The following is a 16,094-nucleotide window of genomic DNA, read 5'->3' on the forward strand; positions in this document are numbered from 1 at the left end:
TTCCTTTCAATGCCTGTCATGAACGCGTCCGAGAGAAAATCGCGAGAACAGATCTGCCTGTTTGCGAGGTCGCTGTTCGAACGCGGGCTGACCGCGGGATCGTCCGGCAATATCAGTCTGCGCCTGGATGATGGTTGCTGGCTGATGACGCCGACCAATACCTCGATGGGATTCCTCGATCCGGCGCGCCTGTCGCGGCTCGACGCGCAGGGCGATCTGGTTTCCGGCGATCCGCCAAGCAAGGAGTTGCCGCTGCATCAGGCGCTCTACGACACGCGTGCGGGTGCTGGTGCCATCGTCCATCTGCATTCCGTGCATTCGGTTGCGGTCTCCATGCTGCCGGAGATCGATCCCCGATCGGTGCTGCCGCCGCTGACCGCCTATTCCGTCATGCGGGTCGGTGCCGTTGCCCTGGTCCCCTATTACCGTCCCGGCGACTCGGCGGTCGCGGGCGCGATCCGCGGCCTCGCCGGCCGTCACAGCGCGGTGCTGCTGGCCAATCATGGCCCGGTGGTTGCAGGCTCGACGCTTGAGGCCGCCATGCATGCCACCGAAGAACTCGAAGAGACCGCGCGGCTGTATCTTCTCCTGCGCGGCCTCAACCCGCGCCTGCTTTCGCAGGCGCAAGTCGATGACTTGGTCGCGCATTTCGGCCTTGAGCCTCACCGCACGTAGCGCCGCCAATTGTGCTTTTCGACGAAGCCCAGCATCTCGCGCGCGCGCCGGTTGGAGAACAGGCTCTCGAACTCGCCGAGTTCGCGTCGGACCGGCACATCCGGATAGTAGCGACGCAGGAGCTCGGCGGTCGGCAGGTCTGATGAGCTGTGGTCGTTGGCGGCGTTGAACACCTGATAGCCGAGACCGTCTGTCTCTATGCCGAGGCGGACGATTTCGCCCAGGTCGCGCGCATCGACATAGCTCCAGGCGATTTTCTTGCGGAAATCAGGCTTTGCAAACCAGCCGGGGAATAGTTCGTATTCATGCGGCTCGATGACATTACCGATACGCAGCGCGTAGATGTCCGCGCCTGATCGCAGCGCAAAACCGCGGGCGGTGCGCTCGTTGCAGATCTTGGACAGCGCGTAGCTGTCCATCGGATCGACGGGATAGTCCTCATCGAGCGGGAAATACTCCGGCTGCCGAGGGGTATTGGCAAACACGATACCGTAGGTGGTCTCGCTGGAGGCAATGATCACCTTCGGGATGCCAAGCTTTGTTGCCGCGTCGAGCACGTTGTAGGTGCCCATGACGTTAATGCGGTAGACCTCGTTGTCCGGCACGATCATCACGCGCGGGATCGCCGCGAAATGCACCACCGCGTCGATCTTTTCCGGTCGCAAATCCGGATCGAACTCGTGCAGGCCGGTATAGGACGAGAAGGCGTTGAACAACTGGCCGGCATCGGTGATGTCGGTAATCAGCGTGCGCACGGCGGGATTATCGAGCGGTCTGGTGTCGATGTTGAGCACCCGGTAGCCCTGCTCGACCAGATATTGGACGACATGGCGGCCAGCCTTGCCGCTGCCGCCTGTGAACAGAATACGCTTCATGCGGGGTGATCCTCCTTTAGAACTGATAATTGTCGATGTTCGCCTTGGTAAAGATCAGCGGCTTGCTGAACACGATGACACGATTCTTGGCGGTGAAGGTTCCGAGCGAGCCCGCGGTGAAGGTGCTGTTCGGGCCGATCGCCTTGTTGGCGGCGAGACGCGCCACATACATCACCAGCATGCCTTCCTTGACCTCGTCCCAGAGCGGGCTCTCGCGAATGATGCCAGCCTTGACATATTGCCTGATCGAATCCGGGTCGCTGCAGCCGGTCACGAAAACCTTTCCGGTCTTGCCGAGCTTTTGTGCCGCCGCCGCGGCACCGACTTCGGCGGCGCCGTCAGGAGCGATGATGCCGGTGACATCCGGGTTGGCCTGCAGGATGTTCAGCCCCGCGGTCAGCGACTGCGACGGGCTCGACTGGCCATATTGCGTGGTGACGATGGTCATCTTCGGATAGGCGCTGGTCATGTAGGCCTTCAGCGCCTTGATCCACTCGTTCTGGATCGTGGCATCCGGCGTCGAGGACAGAATCGCGACCTTGGCGTCGGCGCCGGCATATTTGGCAACGCCGTCGACCAGCGCCTTGCCGAGCGCGTCATAGGCGGTGTTCTGGATGAAGAAGTCGCGCGCGTCCGGCGCCACGTCGCTGTCGTAGGAGACCACCTTGATGCCCTGCTTCATCGCCCGCTTCAGCGCCGGCGCAAGCTGCGTCGGGTTGTTTGAGGTGGTGGTGATGACGTCGAAGCGACGTGCGATCAGGCTGTTGAAGACGTCTACCTGGCCTTGCGCCGAGGCGGTCACCGGGCCGGTATAGAGAAACTTGATGTTGAGCAGCTTGGCCGCTTCCTTCGCACCCTTCTCGTTTGCCTTGAACACCGAAAGCCCGACCAGCTTGGGCACCATCGCCACGTGGATCGACTTGCTGGTGTCGATCGCCTCGGCGCGCGCGGTGGCGAAGCCGGCGAACAGCAGGGGTGCCGCGAGCAGGGTGGCCCGTAAGGACTGTGATTTGGTCATGTCTCCCAATCTCTTCTTTTGGTTCAGGGTTGCACACGAGCTCGCGCGGCGCGCAACCGGGTCATCACCCCAGAGAAAGCGAGGGCGAAGCCGGTGCCGCGTCCGGCGAGCGTGTTCTTGAGCGCGATCGCGCCGAGCAGGATGGCTCCCGTCAGCATCGTCGTCAGCATGTCGGAGAAGCCTGCGATCAGCATGCCCTGGCGCACGAAGCCGAGCACCAGCACGGCAACGACGACGCCCGCGATGGAGCCTTCGCCACCAAAGATGCTGACTCCGCCGAGCACCACCATGGTGATCGTGGTGAGCAGCAGGACGCTGCCCATGTCGGCGCGCACGGCGCTGTAATAGGCGGCAAGCACGATGCCCGCGAGCGCCGCCATGGCGCCGCTGATGCTGTAGGCGCCGATCAGGACGCGCGCGACCCGCACGCCGCTATAGGAAGCCGCATCGCTGTTGTAGCCGACCATCACTACCTTGCGGCCGAAGGCGCTGCGCGACAGCAGCAGCCCGAAGACCACGGCAAGGGCTGCGAACAGCAGGATCTGGAACGGCAGGATGCCGGCCAGCGCCCCGAGCCCAAGCGCATTGAAGCCGCCCGGAAAGCCGGATGGCGGATTGTCGCCGGCGAGCGCGGTCGCGAGACTTCCATAGATGAAGCTGGTGGCGAGTGTCGCAATCAGTGGCTCCACCTTGAGCCGGGTGATGATCAGGCCGTTGATCGTGCCCAGGCCGGCGCCGGCGAGGATGCCGATTGCGGCCGCAAGCCAGATCGACAGATGCAGCCCCGACCAGAGTTCGGCCATCACCACCGCGGCCAAACCCGCGGTGGCGCCGACCGAGAGGTCGATGCCGCCGGTGAGGATGACGGTGGACAGACCGAGTGCCACCAGTCCGAACGGCAGGAAGCTTTCGGTCAGCGCCAGAAAGCCGCTGAAACCCGGATAGAAGCCGTCGACCCCGGCGATCAGGCCGGCGAGCAGGACCACCAGCAGGGCGAGCAGCGCACGCGTCCAGTTCATGCCACCCACTTTCATCGCACCTGTCTCCTGCCGCCGCCAGCGACGGTGATCAGGATCATCAAGCCCTCGCCGGCGGAGTACCAGATCGGCGGCACGTGCACGAAGACCAGGGCGGTGAGTACAACGCTGAGAAACAGGCTGCCGAGCACAGTACCGAGCATCGAGGCACGGCCGCCGGCGATCGCGGTGCCGCCGATCAGTGCCACCGCGATCGATTGCAGCTCCATATGATCGCCGGTGCCGGTGGTGACCGTGGCGGAGCCGGTGTAGCAGACGAACATCAGCCCCGCGAGCGCGGCGAGCAGGCCGGATAGTGCATAGGCCTGCACCTGCACGCGGGTCACCGGAATGCCGGCGTTGTAGGCCGCGCCAGCGTTGTTGCCGAGTGCCAGCAGGGCGCGGCCGAAGCGCGTATGGCCGAGCATGAACCAGGTCAGCAGCAGCACGACCCCCAGCACCAGCACCGGGATCGGCAGGATGCCGGCAATCAGGCCGTTGCCGAGCACGGCGTAGGCGTGCGGCACGGAGTCGACCTGGGTGCCATTGGAGACGATGAAGATCAGGCCGCTATACAGGCTGTAGGTGCCGAGCGTGGTGATGATCGGCGGGATGGTGAGCTTGGCCACCAGCAGGCCGTTTATGGTGCCGAGCACCAGCCCGATGGCGACCGCGATGGCGAACGCGCCCGCCAGCGGCAGCCCGCTGGCTTGCGCCAGCAGGCCGGTCGAAACCGCCGTCAGCCCGAGGATCGGCGCCACAGAAAGATCGATGCCGCGGGTTGCGATCACCAGGGTCTGGCCCAGCCCGAGCAGCGACAGCACGACCGAACCCAGCACCATGAAGCGCAGATTCTGCGGTGAGACGAAATTATGCCGGTACAGGGCGACAACGCCGATGGTGACAGCGGTCGCGATCAGCAACGTCAGTTCGCGTCGCTCCATCGACGCGGGCTTTGCCTTGTCGCGACGCGTCTGCTGAAGGGCGGCCATCGGCGTCACGCCGCGACCCCTGCTCTGCTCAGATAGGAGTGGCCAACAATTTCGGGGGTGATCTGCTGGCCGCGCAGTTCGGCGACGATGCGGCCCTCGTAGACCGACAGGATGCGGTCGCACAGGCGCACAAGCTCCTCCATTTCCGAGGAGATCACCAGGATCGCCATGCCCTCGCGCGCCAATCCTTCGATCAGCTCGTAGATTTCGTCCTTGGCGCCCACATCGACGCCGCGGGTCGGCTCGTCGAGGATCGCGACCTTCGGGGCCAGGCCCATCCATTTGCCGAACACCACCTTCTGCTGGTTGCCGCCGGACAGCCGCGCCAGCGCCTGGCCGATGCCGACGCAGCGCACCCGGTATTGCTTGACGGTGTCGCTGCTGATCGCCGCCTCGTGGCCGCGGTCGATCAGCCCCATACGCTGGCGCACCCGGTCGAGGCGTCCGGAGGTCAGGTTTTCGGCAATGCTCATCGGCAACACCGCGCCGTAGCGCGCGCGATCCTCCGGCGCATAGACCAGACCCTTTCGTATGATCGCGTGCGGGGTGAGCCCCGTGATATTCTCCGAGCCGAGACGCACGCTGCCGGCGCTGCGGGCGCGAATGCCGAAGATGGTCTCGGCGATTTCGGTGCGGCCGGCGCCGACCAGGCCGGCGAGGCCAAGGATCTCGCCCTCATGCAGAGTGAAGCGCACGTCGGCGAAGCGCTTCCCGTCCGAAAGCCCCTCGACGTCAAGCGCCGGCACATCCTTGGCCGCACTCCAGGTGCGGCGGGGGATCACCTGCATTTCGCGTCCGACCATGCGCGACATCAGCCGCACACGATCGAACTTGGGGCGCGTCACCTCGTCGACCAGATTGCCGTCGCGAAGCACGCTGATCTCGTCGCTGATTTCGAGGACCTCGTCCATGCGGTGGCTGATGAAGCCGAGCGTGCAGCCATCGTCGCGCAGCTTGCGCATGATCGAGAACAGATGCTCGACCTCGTGCGTGGTGAGCGGCGAAGTTGGCTCGTCGAACAGGATGAAGCGGCAGCCGCGCAACAGCGCCTTGGCGCACTCCACCTGTTGCGCTTGGGCGATCGAGAGGCGGCGGGCCTGCTGACCCACGTCGATATCGAGGCCCAGCGCGCCCAATGCCTCGCTCGCCGAGCGGCGCAGCCCGGCCCAGTCGATGCGTGGAAGCACGCGTCCGTTGGTCGGCAACTGGCCCACGAACATCGTCTCGGCGACGCTGAGTTCGGCCATCAGCGCCGGCTCCTGCGGCACCAGATAGATGCCGTTTCGGTGTGCAACGAGCGGGCTTTCGAGCCGCAGTGGCTTGCCTTCCAGCGAAAGGCTGCCGGCGCTTGGCTGCAGGATCCCGGACATGATCTTGAACAAGGTCGACTTGCCCGCGCCGTTCTCGCCCATCAGCGTATGGATGCAGCCGGGACGCAGCGACAGTCTGACGCCGCGCAGCACGTCGACGCTGCCGAAACTCTTGGTGATGTCGTGGGCGTTCAGCATGCTACGGACGTTCGTGGTTGCGCTACCATAGACACGGACGGATGGTAGCGCAACCAGCGTTCCTGGGTTACGCTGCCGGCGAATGGGAAACGCGACCTTCTCCGTGAAACGCAAGGCGGCCATCACGCTCAAGGATGTTGCCGCCCGCGCCGGGGTTGCGCCGATTACCGTCTCGCGCGTGCTTAACGCGCCGCACAATGTTTCCGCCGAACTGCGCGAGCAGACTCAGCGCGCCATCGACGAATTGGGCTATGTGCCGAACCGCTTCGCCGGCGCGCTGGCTTCCGCCGCCAGCCGGATCGTGCCGGTGATCGTCCCATCCTTGTCGAATGCGGTGTTCATCGAGGTGATCCAGGGTATCCAGGAGGTGCTGGAGGCCGCGAACTACCAGCTCCTGCTTGGCAACACCCAGTATGATCTCGGCCGCGAGGCGGAACTCGTCACGACCCTGCTCGGCTGGTCGCCGGCCGGGCTGATCGTCGCCGGCCTACGCCATGATGCGCGCACCGCGCAATTGCTGCGCGGCTGCGGGCGCCCCTTGGTGGAAATCATGGAGTATGGCCGTACTCCCATCGACATGAATGTCGGGCTGTCGCACCTTGCGGCTGGCGAGACCATGGGCGCGCATCTGATCGCGCGCGGCTATCGCGAGATCGGCTTCGTCGGCGGCCGCATGGACGTCGACTACCGCGCCATGCAGCGCTTCAAGGGGCTCGACCGGGCGCTGGCCGCCGCCGGGCTGCAACGCCGGCCGCCGTTTCGCCATGCCGAGAAATCCAGTGCCGCCCTCGGCGGCGACAAGCTGATGGAGATCCTGGCACGCGAACCCGTGCTCGACGCACTGTTCTTCGCCAATGATGACCTCGCCGTCGGCGCCCTGCTGCGCGCGCAGCGCGAGGGCATTCGCGTGCCACGACGGATCGCCATTGCTGGCTTCAACGGCCTGCCGATCAGCGCCCTGACCACGCCGGCGCTCACCACCATCTTCTCGCCGCGACAGCGGATTGGCGAGATCGCCGCGCGTAAGCTGCTGGCACGCATCGAGGGTGGGAATTCCGGTCCGGCGAGGGTCGATGTCGGCTACCGGCTCGAAATCCGCTCAAGTACCTGACAACAAGGATGGACTTTATGACAGAACAGATCGGCTTTATCGGCCTCGGCTATATGGGCCACGGCATGGCCAAGAACCTGGTCGAGAAGGGCTTTCCGCTCACCGTCATGGCGCATCGCAAGCGCGAGACCATCGACGATCTCAAGCAGCGTGGCGCGGTCGAGGTCGAGACTGCCCGCGCCATGGCGAAAGTGTGCGACATCGTCGTGCTCTGCGTCACCGGCAGCACCCAGGTCGAGGCGATCCTGAACGGTCCCGACGGTCTCGCCGCCGCCGGCAAGCCGCTCATGGTGATCGATTGCTCGACCTCGGAGCCCGCGATCACCGTGCGCCTGGCGCAAGAACTGGCGCCGCAAGGCATCACCTTGATCGACGCGCCGCTCAGCCGCACACCCAAGGAAGCCTGGGCCGGCACCCTGGACGTCATGCTCGGCGGCGCTTCCCACGATGTGCGGCGTGCGCGTCCGGTGCTGGAGACATTTGCCGGACGGATCGTCGAGACGGGAGCCACCGGCAGCGCGCACATGATGAAGCTGCTGAACAACTTCGTCTCGCTCGGCTACGGCGCGCTCTATGCCGAAGCGCTGATGCTCGGCGCCAAGGCCGGCGTCTCGGCGCAGACCTTCCACGCCGTCATCGGCGGCGGCCGGATGGATTGCCCGTTCTTTCAGACCTACTTCGAGTATGTCGTCGGCGGCAACCGCGATGCCCATAAATTCACGCTGGATAATGCACTGAAGGACCTCACCTACCTCGTGAATTTTGCAAGCGCGAGTGCTGCGGCCAATCCGGTCGGGGCGGCAGTCCGCAACAGCTACGCGCTGGCCATCGGCCTCGGGCGTGGCGGCGACTACGTGCCGATGCTGACCGACGCCTTGGCCTTGGCGAACAAGGGTCCCTGATCAGGCGGCGCGGCAGGACCCGCCGCCGAGCACGCAGAACTCGGCGCAATAACGGTGGTTGAGCTTCACCGTGCGCGCCGCGGCGGCAAGCGTGTCGCCGAGTTCGAATTGCGCATCATAGGGCAACAAAGTGCAGCTCACCACCACCGGCTTCTCGGCGCCGCGCCGCTTGACCACCATACGCTGGTCCGCGCACATCATCTGGCCCGGCTGTTTGCCGAGAATTCCCCAGCATTGCTCGGTGATCTCCGGCACGCGGCGTTGCTGCTCCATTTCCGGAAACAGCACGAGTTGCGCCGGATCCTGAGGGTCAAGCGTCAGGCCGAGTTCGGCGAACAGGGCGCCATAGCCTTCGCGGAGTGCTGCCTCGTCCTCGTCCCAGAGCGTGCGTCCGGCGATTGCCAGGTCGAAGCCGGCGCGCGCGAGCCAGCGCAGCCCGTCGATCGCCGCTGCCCAACTCCCGTCTCCACGCAGGCTCTCGTGCAAATCCGCTGAATAATGGTCCAGCGACATTCTTAGCGTGAGACGCCCCGGAAAGTCGGCGCGCAGCGCTTCGAGTTCGGCCTCGAAACGTCGCATCGGCCGCATCGCGTTGGTCAGCACCAGCACCCGGTAGCCGGCCGACAGTGCGTCGCGGATCATGCCGGGCAGATCACGGTTCATGAACGGCTCGCCGCCGGTAAAGGCGACCTCGCGCAAGCTGGCGTGTTGCGCCGCCGCTTCGTCAAGGATCGTGCGGACCTCGTCGCGGCCGAGATAGGCCAGCCGGTCGTTGGTCGGGCTGCTCTCGATATAGCAGCCGGCGCAGGTGACGTTGCAGAGCGTGCCGGTGTTGAACCAGAGCGTGCGCAGCCCGGCGAACGGCACCGTCGCGCGTGTCTCGCCGGTTGCGGTACGGTCGGGATCGCTGAACGGTCTCATCGACGGGTTCTCCAGTCGTCGCGCTGCCGCAGGAACGGCAGCAGCAGCGAGGCGAGCAGACCGGTCTGGCGCGGATGATGATAGGCGGGAACACCGATCCTTACCGCCGGTGGCGAGGCGTCGAGACGGAAGCTGTCGTGCAGATGGTCCCATAGGCTGAGCCCGCTCGACCAGTTCGAGTTTGTCAGGCGCTGCTCGGCGGTGTGGTGAATGCCGTGCATGCGCGGCGTCGTCAGCACCCAGGCGAGCCGCCGCTCAAAGCGTTCGGGCAGGCGCAGATTGGAGTGGTGAAACACCACGGAGGCGAAGAAGAAGCCCTGCCAGACGCGCAGCGCCCGTGGTGAGGTACCCAGCAGCGCCACCTGGGCGGCGCGCCAGGGCACCGAGAGCAGCATGTCGGCGGCGTGGAAACGCAACGCCGTGGTGGCGTCTAGATCGAGATCGATGTGATGCACCAGATGCAGACGCCAAAGCAGCGGCACCTTGTGGGTCAGCACGTGCCAGACATACATCGTGTAATCCATCGCCAGGAACGCCAGCGCGTCGCGCGCGAGCGGCGGCAACGGCAAAAGCTGGACCAGGCCGCGCTGGCGCCGGACCACGCGCTGCGCAAGCGATCGCGCCACCGGGCCTTCCAACGTCGACACCACAAGCAGGCTGAGGGCGCCGAGCGTGAGGTTGCGCAGGCTACGCGCGGGCTCGACCTGCGTGCGCGACCTGAGCGACGCGGCACGCTCCGCCAGCATGATGGCGGCGAGCCCCGCGAGGGCCGGCAGCGGCGATTGCATGACGGCGCGCGCACGGCGAAACTGGGGGATGGACATGCGGCAAGAGATTGGGCTGCGAACCCGTGTTGCAATCGTGGTGCCGATGTTCAACGAGGCAGCCGGCCTACCGGCCCTGCTGCGCGGGCTCGCGGCACTGGAGCCGCGCCCCGCGGAGGTCATCGCCGTCGACGGCGGCAGCACCGACGCCTCGGTTGCCATTGCCGAGGCCGGCGGACTGCGTGTGCTGCGCCCCGAGGCGCGCGGCCGCGCGGCGCAGATCAACCAGGCGGTGGCCCTGACCGCGGCACCCCTGATCTGCATCCTGCACGCCGACACCGAGTTGCCGCGCGACGCGGTTGCGGTCATGCGCGCGGTGCTGGCCGATCCCGCCGTGTCGCTCGCCGGGTTCACCGCGCTGATCGGCGGTGCGCAGTCGGTGCGCTGGGGGACCAGCCTGCATAGCTGGCTGAAGACCTGGTACGCGCCGCTGCTGTTTCGCCCGCATTTGTTCGTGCGTGGCGGCCGATTGCTGTTCGGCGACCAGGCGATGTTTTTCCGGCGCGCGGATTTCCTCGCGGTCGGCGGTTGCGATCCGAGCTTGCGTCTGATGGAGGACGCCGACCTGTGCATCCGACTGACCGCGCGCGGTCGCATCCGGCTGGTCAGCCGGATCGTCATGACCTCGGACCGCAGGGTCGCGGCCTGGGGCGGGCTGCGCACCAACTGGATCTATCTCAAGCTTGGCATACGTTGGGGCCTCGGGCTGCGCGATCGGCTGGAACGGCACTATCCGGACGTGCGTTGAACCGCCGAGCGCAGGAAGCCCGCCGTCATGCAGTATTCGACGATCCGGCGCAGGAAGCCGTCCCCGGTGTCAGGGCAGCGGCGTCCTGTAAGGGCTTCAAAGCGCCTGTCGCAGAAGCGCGGATCGCGTTGCAGATAGTTGGCATAGGGTGCGGTGACCTGTTCGTGCAGCAGCCGCTCGCGGCCGCTGAGGCGGTCCGGGTCGAACTGCTCGGGTGCGATCAGGCAGGGCCGCCTGAGATGCGGAAATCCGCCCGCCGCGCGGTGCAACGCGCGCAAGGTCATCGGCGCCGAGGATACCAGATGGAAGATGCCGCCGGCGGCGTCATCGATGCGCTCTGCAAGGTCGACGAGACCGTCCACCACGTGATCGATCGGCACCAGGTCGAGACTGGCCGCGGGGTCGGCGGGCAGGGCCGTGATGCGTCCGTCGGACAGCAGCCGCAGCAACTGATAGATGCCGCCGAACGCGCCGATGGCGCCGTCGGTGGTACTCCCCATCACGATCGAGGGACGGGCGATCGCGACCGGCAGACCGCGCGCCGCCGCCGCGAGTGCGAGATGTTCGGCCGCCGCCTTGCTCGACTCATAGCCATTGGCGAAGCGAACGTCGGCGGCCGTCGGGCGCTCCTCGATCGGGCCGGATCGCTCGCCGCAGACATAGGCGGTGCTGACCAGCAGCACCGGCACCGCGCCGCCGGCGGCCACCTCCAGCACGTTGGCGGTGCCCCCGATATTGACCTGGGCATAGCGCGCGGGCGGCAGCGCGAAGCCGGTCAACGCCGCGCAATGCACGATCAGGTCGAGGCTGTCCGCAAGCCGCGCGCAAGCGTCCGGCGCCAGTCCGAAGTGCCCGCTGCAGACATCGCCCTGCACGGCCACGATGCCGCCGGGCTCGGGCGGCGTGCCGGCCCATGCTGTCGTCGGCAACGTCCGGCCGTCATTGCGCGACAGTCCTTGCGCGCGATGCATCAGGGCGAACACGCCGTGACCGCGCTCGGCGAGCACACCCGCCAGTTCGCGCCCGATCAGCCCGCTCGCCCCCGTGATCAATATTTGCATCGGCGCTCCATGCGGCAAACATCCCCGGCAAGCAAAGCAAGAGTCGGGTATGGCGCGCACCCATGACGTCATTGTCATCGGCGCCGGTTCGGCCGGCCTGACCGCGGCGGGCGGCTGCGCCAGGCTCGGGCTGCGGGTGGCTCTGATCGAGCGTGACCGGATGGGCGGGGAATGCCTCAATACCGGCTGCGTGCCGTCCAAGGCCCTGCTGGCTGCTGCCCCCGACTTCGCCGCTGCACGCGTCAATATGCGCCGCGCCATCGAGACGATCGCGCCGCATGACTCCGCCGAGCGCTTCGCCGCCTGGGGCGTGGAGGTGATCCGCGGTCACGCGGCCCTCGCCGGACCGCGCTCGGTCGCGGTAGGCGGACACATCCTCGAGGCGCCGCGGATCGTGCTGGCGGTCGGCTCAAACCCCGTGCTGCCCCCCATCGAGGGCCTGGCGCAAGCCCCATACCTGACCAACGAAACCCTGTTCGAGCTGACCGACCTGCCCGCCCACCTGCTTGTCATCGGCGGCGGACCGATCGGCATCGAGCTGGCCCAGGCGTTCCGCCGTCTGGGCGCCAAAGTGACGGTTATCGAGGCCGACCGGGCGCTCGCCCGCGAGGAGCCCGAAGCTGCCGCCGTCATCCTGGGTGTATTGCGCGCGCAGGGCGTCGTCGTGCGCGAGCAGACCTCCGTGCAGCGGGTGGCAACGGGCCCTGACGGCATTCAGCTCGCGCTCGAAACCGGCGAGACCCTCATTGGCAGCCATCTTCTGGTCGCCGCCGGCCGCAGCCCCAACCTCGACGGACTGCGCCTCGACTTGGCCGGCGTGCGGACGCAAGAAGGCGCGATCACGGTCGACCGGCGCTGCCGTACCAGCAACAGGCGGATTTTCGCGATCGGCGACTGCGGCGACGGCCCGAAATTCACCCACGCCGCCGGTCATGCGGGCAGCATCGTGGTCATGAATATCGGCTTCGGCCTGCCCGCGCGCACCCGCTTCGCGCTGATGCCGAGCGTCACCTACACCAAGCCCGAACTGGCCAGGATTGGCGTCACCGAACAGCAGGCGCGCGCCTCGCGCCACGACGTGCGCACCATCACGCAGCCCTTCGCCGACAACGACCGCGCCGTCATCGAAGGCGAGACCGAGGGCTTCGCCAAGCTGGTGCGCGCCGGGCGAAAGATCGCCGGTGTGACCATCGTCGGGGCCGGTGCCGGCGAACTGCTGCTGCCCTGGAGCTTGGCGATGGGTGGGCGTGCCTCGCTCTGGGCACTGTCCGGCGCCACGATCGCCTACCCCACTCGTTCGGAGATCACCAAGGCGCTGGCGTTCGCCGCCTACGAGCCGGCGATCTTCGGACGCTGGGCGCGGCGATGGGCAAAATTGCTGTCGCGCATGCGACGATAGCGCAATGCACCCTTTTTACTTATCGCGCGTCTTTCCGCATTGTGCGCGTAGAGCCCCAAAGGGAGACCACCGATGAAAGCCAATAGCGTCCTTAATACCATCGGGCAGACGCCGCACATCCGCTTCAGCCGGATGTTCCCGGATGCCCAGGTCTGGATCAAGTCTGAGCGGGCCAATCCCGGCGGCTCGATCAAGGACCGGATTGCCCTGTCGATGGTCGAAGCGGCGGAGGCGTCGGGCCAGCTCAAGCCGGGTGGCGTCATCATCGAGCCGACCTCGGGCAATACCGGCATCGGGCTGGCGATGGTCGCCGCCGTGAAGGGCTATCGGCTGATCCTGGTGATGCCGGAATCGATGTCAATCGAGCGGCGCCGGTTGATGCAAGCCTATGGCGCCAGCTTCGACCTCACGCCCAAGGAGCAGGGCATGAAGGGCGCGATCGCGCGTGCCAGCGAGCTCGCGGCCGATCATCGCAATGCCTGGATCCCGCAGCAGTTCGAGAATGTGGCCAATATCGAGGTGCATGTCCGCACCACGGCGCAGGAGATCATGGAGGACTTCCCGGACGGTATCGATGCGCTGATCACCGGCGTCGGCACCGGCGGCCACATCACCGGCTGTGCCGAAGTGCTCAAGCAGCGCTGGCCCGGGCTGAAGGTGTTCGCCGTCGAGCCCAGCGCCTCGCCGGTGATTTCCGGGGGTGCTGCCGGGCCGCACCCGATCCAGGGCATCGGCGCCGGTTTCGTGCCGGCCAACCTGCATACCGATCTGCTCGACGGCACGATTCAGGTCGAGGCGGAAGCGGCGCGCAGCTTTGCCCGGCGCTCGGCGCGCGAGGAGGGGGTGCTCGTCGGGCTGTCCTCCGGTGCCACCCTGGCCGCGATCGCCAGCAAGCTGCCGGAGTTGCCGGCGGGGGCGACGGTGCTGGGCTTCAACTACGACACCGGCGAGCGCTACCTCTCGGTGCCGGATTTCCTGCCGACATAGAGCGCGACCGGGCCGGTCAACGCCCCCCTGCGGGCCAGTGCCTGCAGGGGTTCGGGGCCAAACAGCCGGGCCGCGACGATTTCGCGGTTGTCGAGGCGCAGACGCGGCAGCCGTTCCAGGTTCAGGGTGAATAGGTGGACTTCGTCGTCACGCCCGTCCCACCGCCCACGCACGCTGCCAGCTGGATGCAGGTCCGTGGCAAGCAGTCCGATCTCCTCGACAAGTTCGCGTCGTGCCGCGGCGTTGGGGGTTTCGCCCGGGCGCACGCCGCCGCCTGGGAGGTTCCAGGCCCGACGGTAGGAGGAGCGCACCAGCAGCAGGTCGTCGCCGACATGGATCGCCACCAGGGCGCCCTGATGGCGCGACCGGCGCAGCCGCCACCAGACCCGCGCCAGCGGGTAGCCGATGCGGTAGGCCATGCGCCAGGCGAGGTCGATGACGCTATCCGGGCGCGCCATCGATCGTCAGGATGGTGCCCGTGGTGTAGCCCGAGCGCGGCGACGCCAGGAACGCGACCGCGTTCGCGATCTCCTCGGGTGTCGCCGGGCGGCCGAACGACATGTCACGGCAATAATCCCGCCAGCGCGCCGCATCGCCGAATTCGCGCGCCGCACGGGCGCGCAACAAGGTCTCCATGCGGTCGGTGCCGACCGGCCCGGGATTGATGCCGACCACACGCATGCCATGCGGGCAGGCATCCTTGGCCAGGCTGCGGGTGAAGGCCATCAGCGCCGCGTTGCCGGCGCTGCCGGCGATATAGTTCGGATCGAAGCGTTCGCCGGCGCTGCCGATGACATTGACCACCACGCCGCGCCGCTCGCGCAGGCGTGGATACAGCGCCCGGGTCAGGCCGATATAGCCGAACACCTTCAAATCCCAGGCGGCCCGCCAAGCAATGTCGCCCATTGCGAGCAGGTCGCCCGAGGGGATCGCGCCGGCATTGTTGACAAGGATGTCGATGTCGCCGACGTCAGCCGCTACCCGCTCGATCTCGCTTTGCCGTGAGAGGTCAGCGGCGATGATCCGCACCGCCACCTGGCGTCGGCCGCGTACTGCCTCGGCCGCCTGTGACAACGTTTCGGGATGGCGGGCGACGAGGACGAGTTCGCACCCCTCCTCGGCCAGCAACAGGGCGGTGGCGCGGCCGATGCCCTTCGAGGCGCCGGTGACGAGGGCGCGACGGCCGGCTAGATGGAGGTCCATGGTCGTATCTCCCGAAACCCCAGACTGGTCGAAAAACGCCGAAGGGTCCATTTGCAGCGCGTCCGCTGCGGGACGCAATCGTGCTCCGATCGAGGCGATGCTGCGTGACTGGCTGCCCCTGTCCGGGCTGGTGCTCGAGATCGCGAGCGGTGCCGGCGAGCACGCGGCCTGGTTCAGCGCCGCCTTTCCCGCGCTGACCTGGCAGCCGACCGACCGCGATCCCGAGGCGCTGGCGATGATCGCGGCCCGGCGCGCGGCGGCGGTGGCGGCCAACCTGCTGGCGCCGCTGACGCTCGACGCCGCAATGCCGCGGGCTTGGCCGCTGCGGCGTGCCGACGCAATCGTTGCGATCAACATGATCCATATCGCGCCCTGGGCCGCGACCCAGGGCATCATGCAGGGAGCGGCGCGCATCCTCGAGCCTGGCGGGGTGCTCGTGCTCTATGGCCCGTTCCGCGAGCCCGGCGTGACATTGGCGCCGAGCAACGCCGCGTTCGACGCGGATTTGCGCGCGCGCAATCCCGAGTGGGGCTTGCGCGACCTGCAGGCGGTTGCCGCACTCACTCAATCACACCGCCTGGAGCTTGCCGCACGGGTGCCAATGCCGGCCAATAATCTTGGTCTCGTCTGGCGCCGGTCGCGTCCATGATGTTGCCTGCAGCGCCGGCAGCGATCCTGCAACCACGGCGCTGCCACTTCCTTGCTATCCGTGCTTTGGCAAAGTGGCGGCAACGCGTATCCGTGCCCGCCAGGTGCTGCGCACGCGCGGGTCGCCGTGGTCTCTCCCGGGATGAAAGCGGAGCTTGTGGCCCCGGCGTGACGAGGACGGTCGCTTTTCAGCGGCACGGCCTGCT

General features: G+C 66.9%; 17 protein-coding genes. 7 read left to right on the forward strand and 10 right to left on the reverse strand.

Annotated features, from left to right (window positions below; all coding sequences use genetic code 11):
* The first annotated feature begins 9 nt into the window (after window positions 1-9).
* Window positions 10-675 (forward strand): 3-oxo-tetronate 4-phosphate decarboxylase, encoded by a 666-nt coding sequence (gene otnC / locus ACQY4K_RS11580; RefSeq protein WP_428390360.1) that lies wholly within the window; start codon window positions 10-12, stop codon window positions 673-675.
* On the opposite strand, the gene ACQY4K_RS11585 is transcribed toward otnC, so the two are convergent.
* Genes ACQY4K_RS11585 through ACQY4K_RS11605 form a run of 5 tightly spaced genes read right to left on the reverse strand, consistent with a single transcriptional unit; the run spans window position 663 to window position 6,084 of the window.
* Window positions 663-1,550 carry an NAD-dependent epimerase/dehydratase family protein gene (locus ACQY4K_RS11585; protein WP_428390361.1) on the reverse strand — a complete coding sequence of 296 codons (888 nt, stop codon included), beginning with the start codon at window positions 1,548-1,550 and terminating at the stop codon, window positions 663-665. The two genes, otnC and ACQY4K_RS11585, sit on opposite strands and share 13 nt — an antisense overlap.
* A 16-nt stretch (window positions 1,551-1,566) precedes the next feature.
* Complete coding sequence (locus ACQY4K_RS11590) at window positions 1,567-2,568, reverse strand: substrate-binding domain-containing protein (protein WP_428390362.1); 1,002 nt, start codon at window positions 2,566-2,568, stop codon at window positions 1,567-1,569.
* A 23-nt stretch (window positions 2,569-2,591) separates the two neighbouring features.
* Window positions 2,592-3,602 (reverse strand): ABC transporter permease, encoded by a 1,011-nt coding sequence (locus ACQY4K_RS11595; protein ID WP_428390363.1) that lies wholly within the window; start codon window positions 3,600-3,602, stop codon window positions 2,592-2,594.
* Complete coding sequence (locus ACQY4K_RS11600) at window positions 3,599-4,576, reverse strand: ABC transporter permease (protein ID WP_428396087.1); 978 nt, start codon at window positions 4,574-4,576, stop codon at window positions 3,599-3,601. Before ACQY4K_RS11600 ends, ACQY4K_RS11595 begins: the two co-directional genes overlap by 4 nt.
* Window positions 4,577-4,581: 5 nt before the next feature.
* The gene (locus ACQY4K_RS11605) at window positions 4,582-6,084 is read right to left on the reverse strand and encodes a sugar ABC transporter ATP-binding protein (protein ID WP_428390364.1); all 1,503 of its coding nucleotides are present in this window, start codon (window positions 6,082-6,084) and stop codon (window positions 4,582-4,584) included.
* A 103-nt stretch (window positions 6,085-6,187) separates the two neighbouring features.
* Between ACQY4K_RS11605 and ACQY4K_RS11610 the strand changes: the two genes are divergently transcribed.
* On the forward strand, window positions 6,188-7,195 hold the full coding sequence (locus tag ACQY4K_RS11610) for a LacI family DNA-binding transcriptional regulator (RefSeq protein WP_428390365.1): 1,008 nt from the start codon (window positions 6,188-6,190) through the stop codon (window positions 7,193-7,195).
* A gap of 17 nt (window positions 7,196-7,212) precedes the next feature.
* Complete coding sequence (locus tag ACQY4K_RS11615) at window positions 7,213-8,097, forward strand: NAD(P)-dependent oxidoreductase (protein ID WP_428390366.1); 885 nt, start codon at window positions 7,213-7,215, stop codon at window positions 8,095-8,097.
* Here the strand turns inward: ACQY4K_RS11615 and ACQY4K_RS11620 are convergent, their stop codons facing one another.
* A complete protein-coding gene (locus ACQY4K_RS11620; RefSeq protein WP_428390367.1) occupies window positions 8,098-9,018 on the reverse strand; it encodes a radical SAM protein in 921 nt (306 codons plus the stop codon).
* Entirely contained in the window at window positions 9,015-9,842 is an 828-nt protein-coding gene (locus ACQY4K_RS11625; RefSeq protein WP_428390368.1) for a sterol desaturase family protein, read from the reverse strand. Before ACQY4K_RS11625 ends, ACQY4K_RS11620 begins: the two co-directional genes overlap by 4 nt.
* On the opposite strand from ACQY4K_RS11625, the gene ACQY4K_RS11630 reads away from it, so the two are divergent.
* Window positions 9,841-10,590 (forward strand): glycosyltransferase, encoded by a 750-nt coding sequence (locus ACQY4K_RS11630; protein ID WP_428390369.1) that lies wholly within the window; start codon window positions 9,841-9,843, stop codon window positions 10,588-10,590. The two genes, ACQY4K_RS11625 and ACQY4K_RS11630, sit on opposite strands and share 2 nt — an antisense overlap.
* Here the strand turns inward: ACQY4K_RS11630 and ACQY4K_RS11635 are convergent.
* Window positions 10,572-11,651, reverse strand: a complete 1,080-nt coding sequence (locus ACQY4K_RS11635; protein ID WP_428390370.1) for an SDR family oxidoreductase — start codon at window positions 11,649-11,651, stop codon at window positions 10,572-10,574. The genes ACQY4K_RS11630 and ACQY4K_RS11635 overlap by 19 nt on opposite strands.
* Window positions 11,652-11,700: 49 nt before the next feature.
* Here ACQY4K_RS11635 and ACQY4K_RS11640 point away from each other — a divergent pair, with 49 nt between their 5' ends.
* Both ACQY4K_RS11640 and cysK read left to right on the forward strand, forming a co-directional pair.
* The gene (locus ACQY4K_RS11640) at window positions 11,701-13,050 is read left to right on the forward strand and encodes a dihydrolipoyl dehydrogenase family protein (protein WP_428390371.1); all 1,350 of its coding nucleotides are present in this window, start codon (window positions 11,701-11,703) and stop codon (window positions 13,048-13,050) included.
* Between the two features lie 72 nt (window positions 13,051-13,122).
* Complete coding sequence (cysK, locus tag ACQY4K_RS11645; RefSeq protein ID WP_428390372.1) at window positions 13,123-14,037, forward strand: cysteine synthase A; 915 nt, start codon at window positions 13,123-13,125, stop codon at window positions 14,035-14,037.
* On the opposite strand, the gene ACQY4K_RS11650 is transcribed toward cysK, so the two are convergent.
* Together ACQY4K_RS11650 and ACQY4K_RS11655 are read right to left on the reverse strand one after the other, a co-directional pair.
* On the reverse strand, window positions 14,004-14,495 hold the full coding sequence (locus ACQY4K_RS11650) for an NUDIX domain-containing protein (protein WP_428390373.1): 492 nt from the start codon (window positions 14,493-14,495) through the stop codon (window positions 14,004-14,006). The two genes, cysK and ACQY4K_RS11650, sit on opposite strands and share 34 nt — an antisense overlap.
* Window positions 14,479-15,240, reverse strand: coding sequence for a short-chain dehydrogenase/reductase (locus ACQY4K_RS11655; protein ID WP_428390374.1), 762 nt, complete (start codon window positions 15,238-15,240; stop codon window positions 14,479-14,481). Before ACQY4K_RS11655 ends, ACQY4K_RS11650 begins: the two co-directional genes overlap by 17 nt.
* Here ACQY4K_RS11655 and ACQY4K_RS11660 point away from each other — a divergent pair.
* On the forward strand, window positions 15,239-15,889 hold the full coding sequence (locus ACQY4K_RS11660; protein ID WP_428390375.1) for a DUF938 domain-containing protein: 651 nt from the start codon (window positions 15,239-15,241) through the stop codon (window positions 15,887-15,889). The two genes, ACQY4K_RS11655 and ACQY4K_RS11660, sit on opposite strands and share 2 nt — an antisense overlap.
* Window positions 15,890-16,094: the final 205 nt, after the last annotated feature.

It is taken from the genome of Lichenicoccus sp. (assembly GCF_965276875.1).
Taxonomy (GTDB): domain Bacteria; phylum Pseudomonadota; class Alphaproteobacteria; order Acetobacterales; family Acetobacteraceae; genus Lichenicoccus.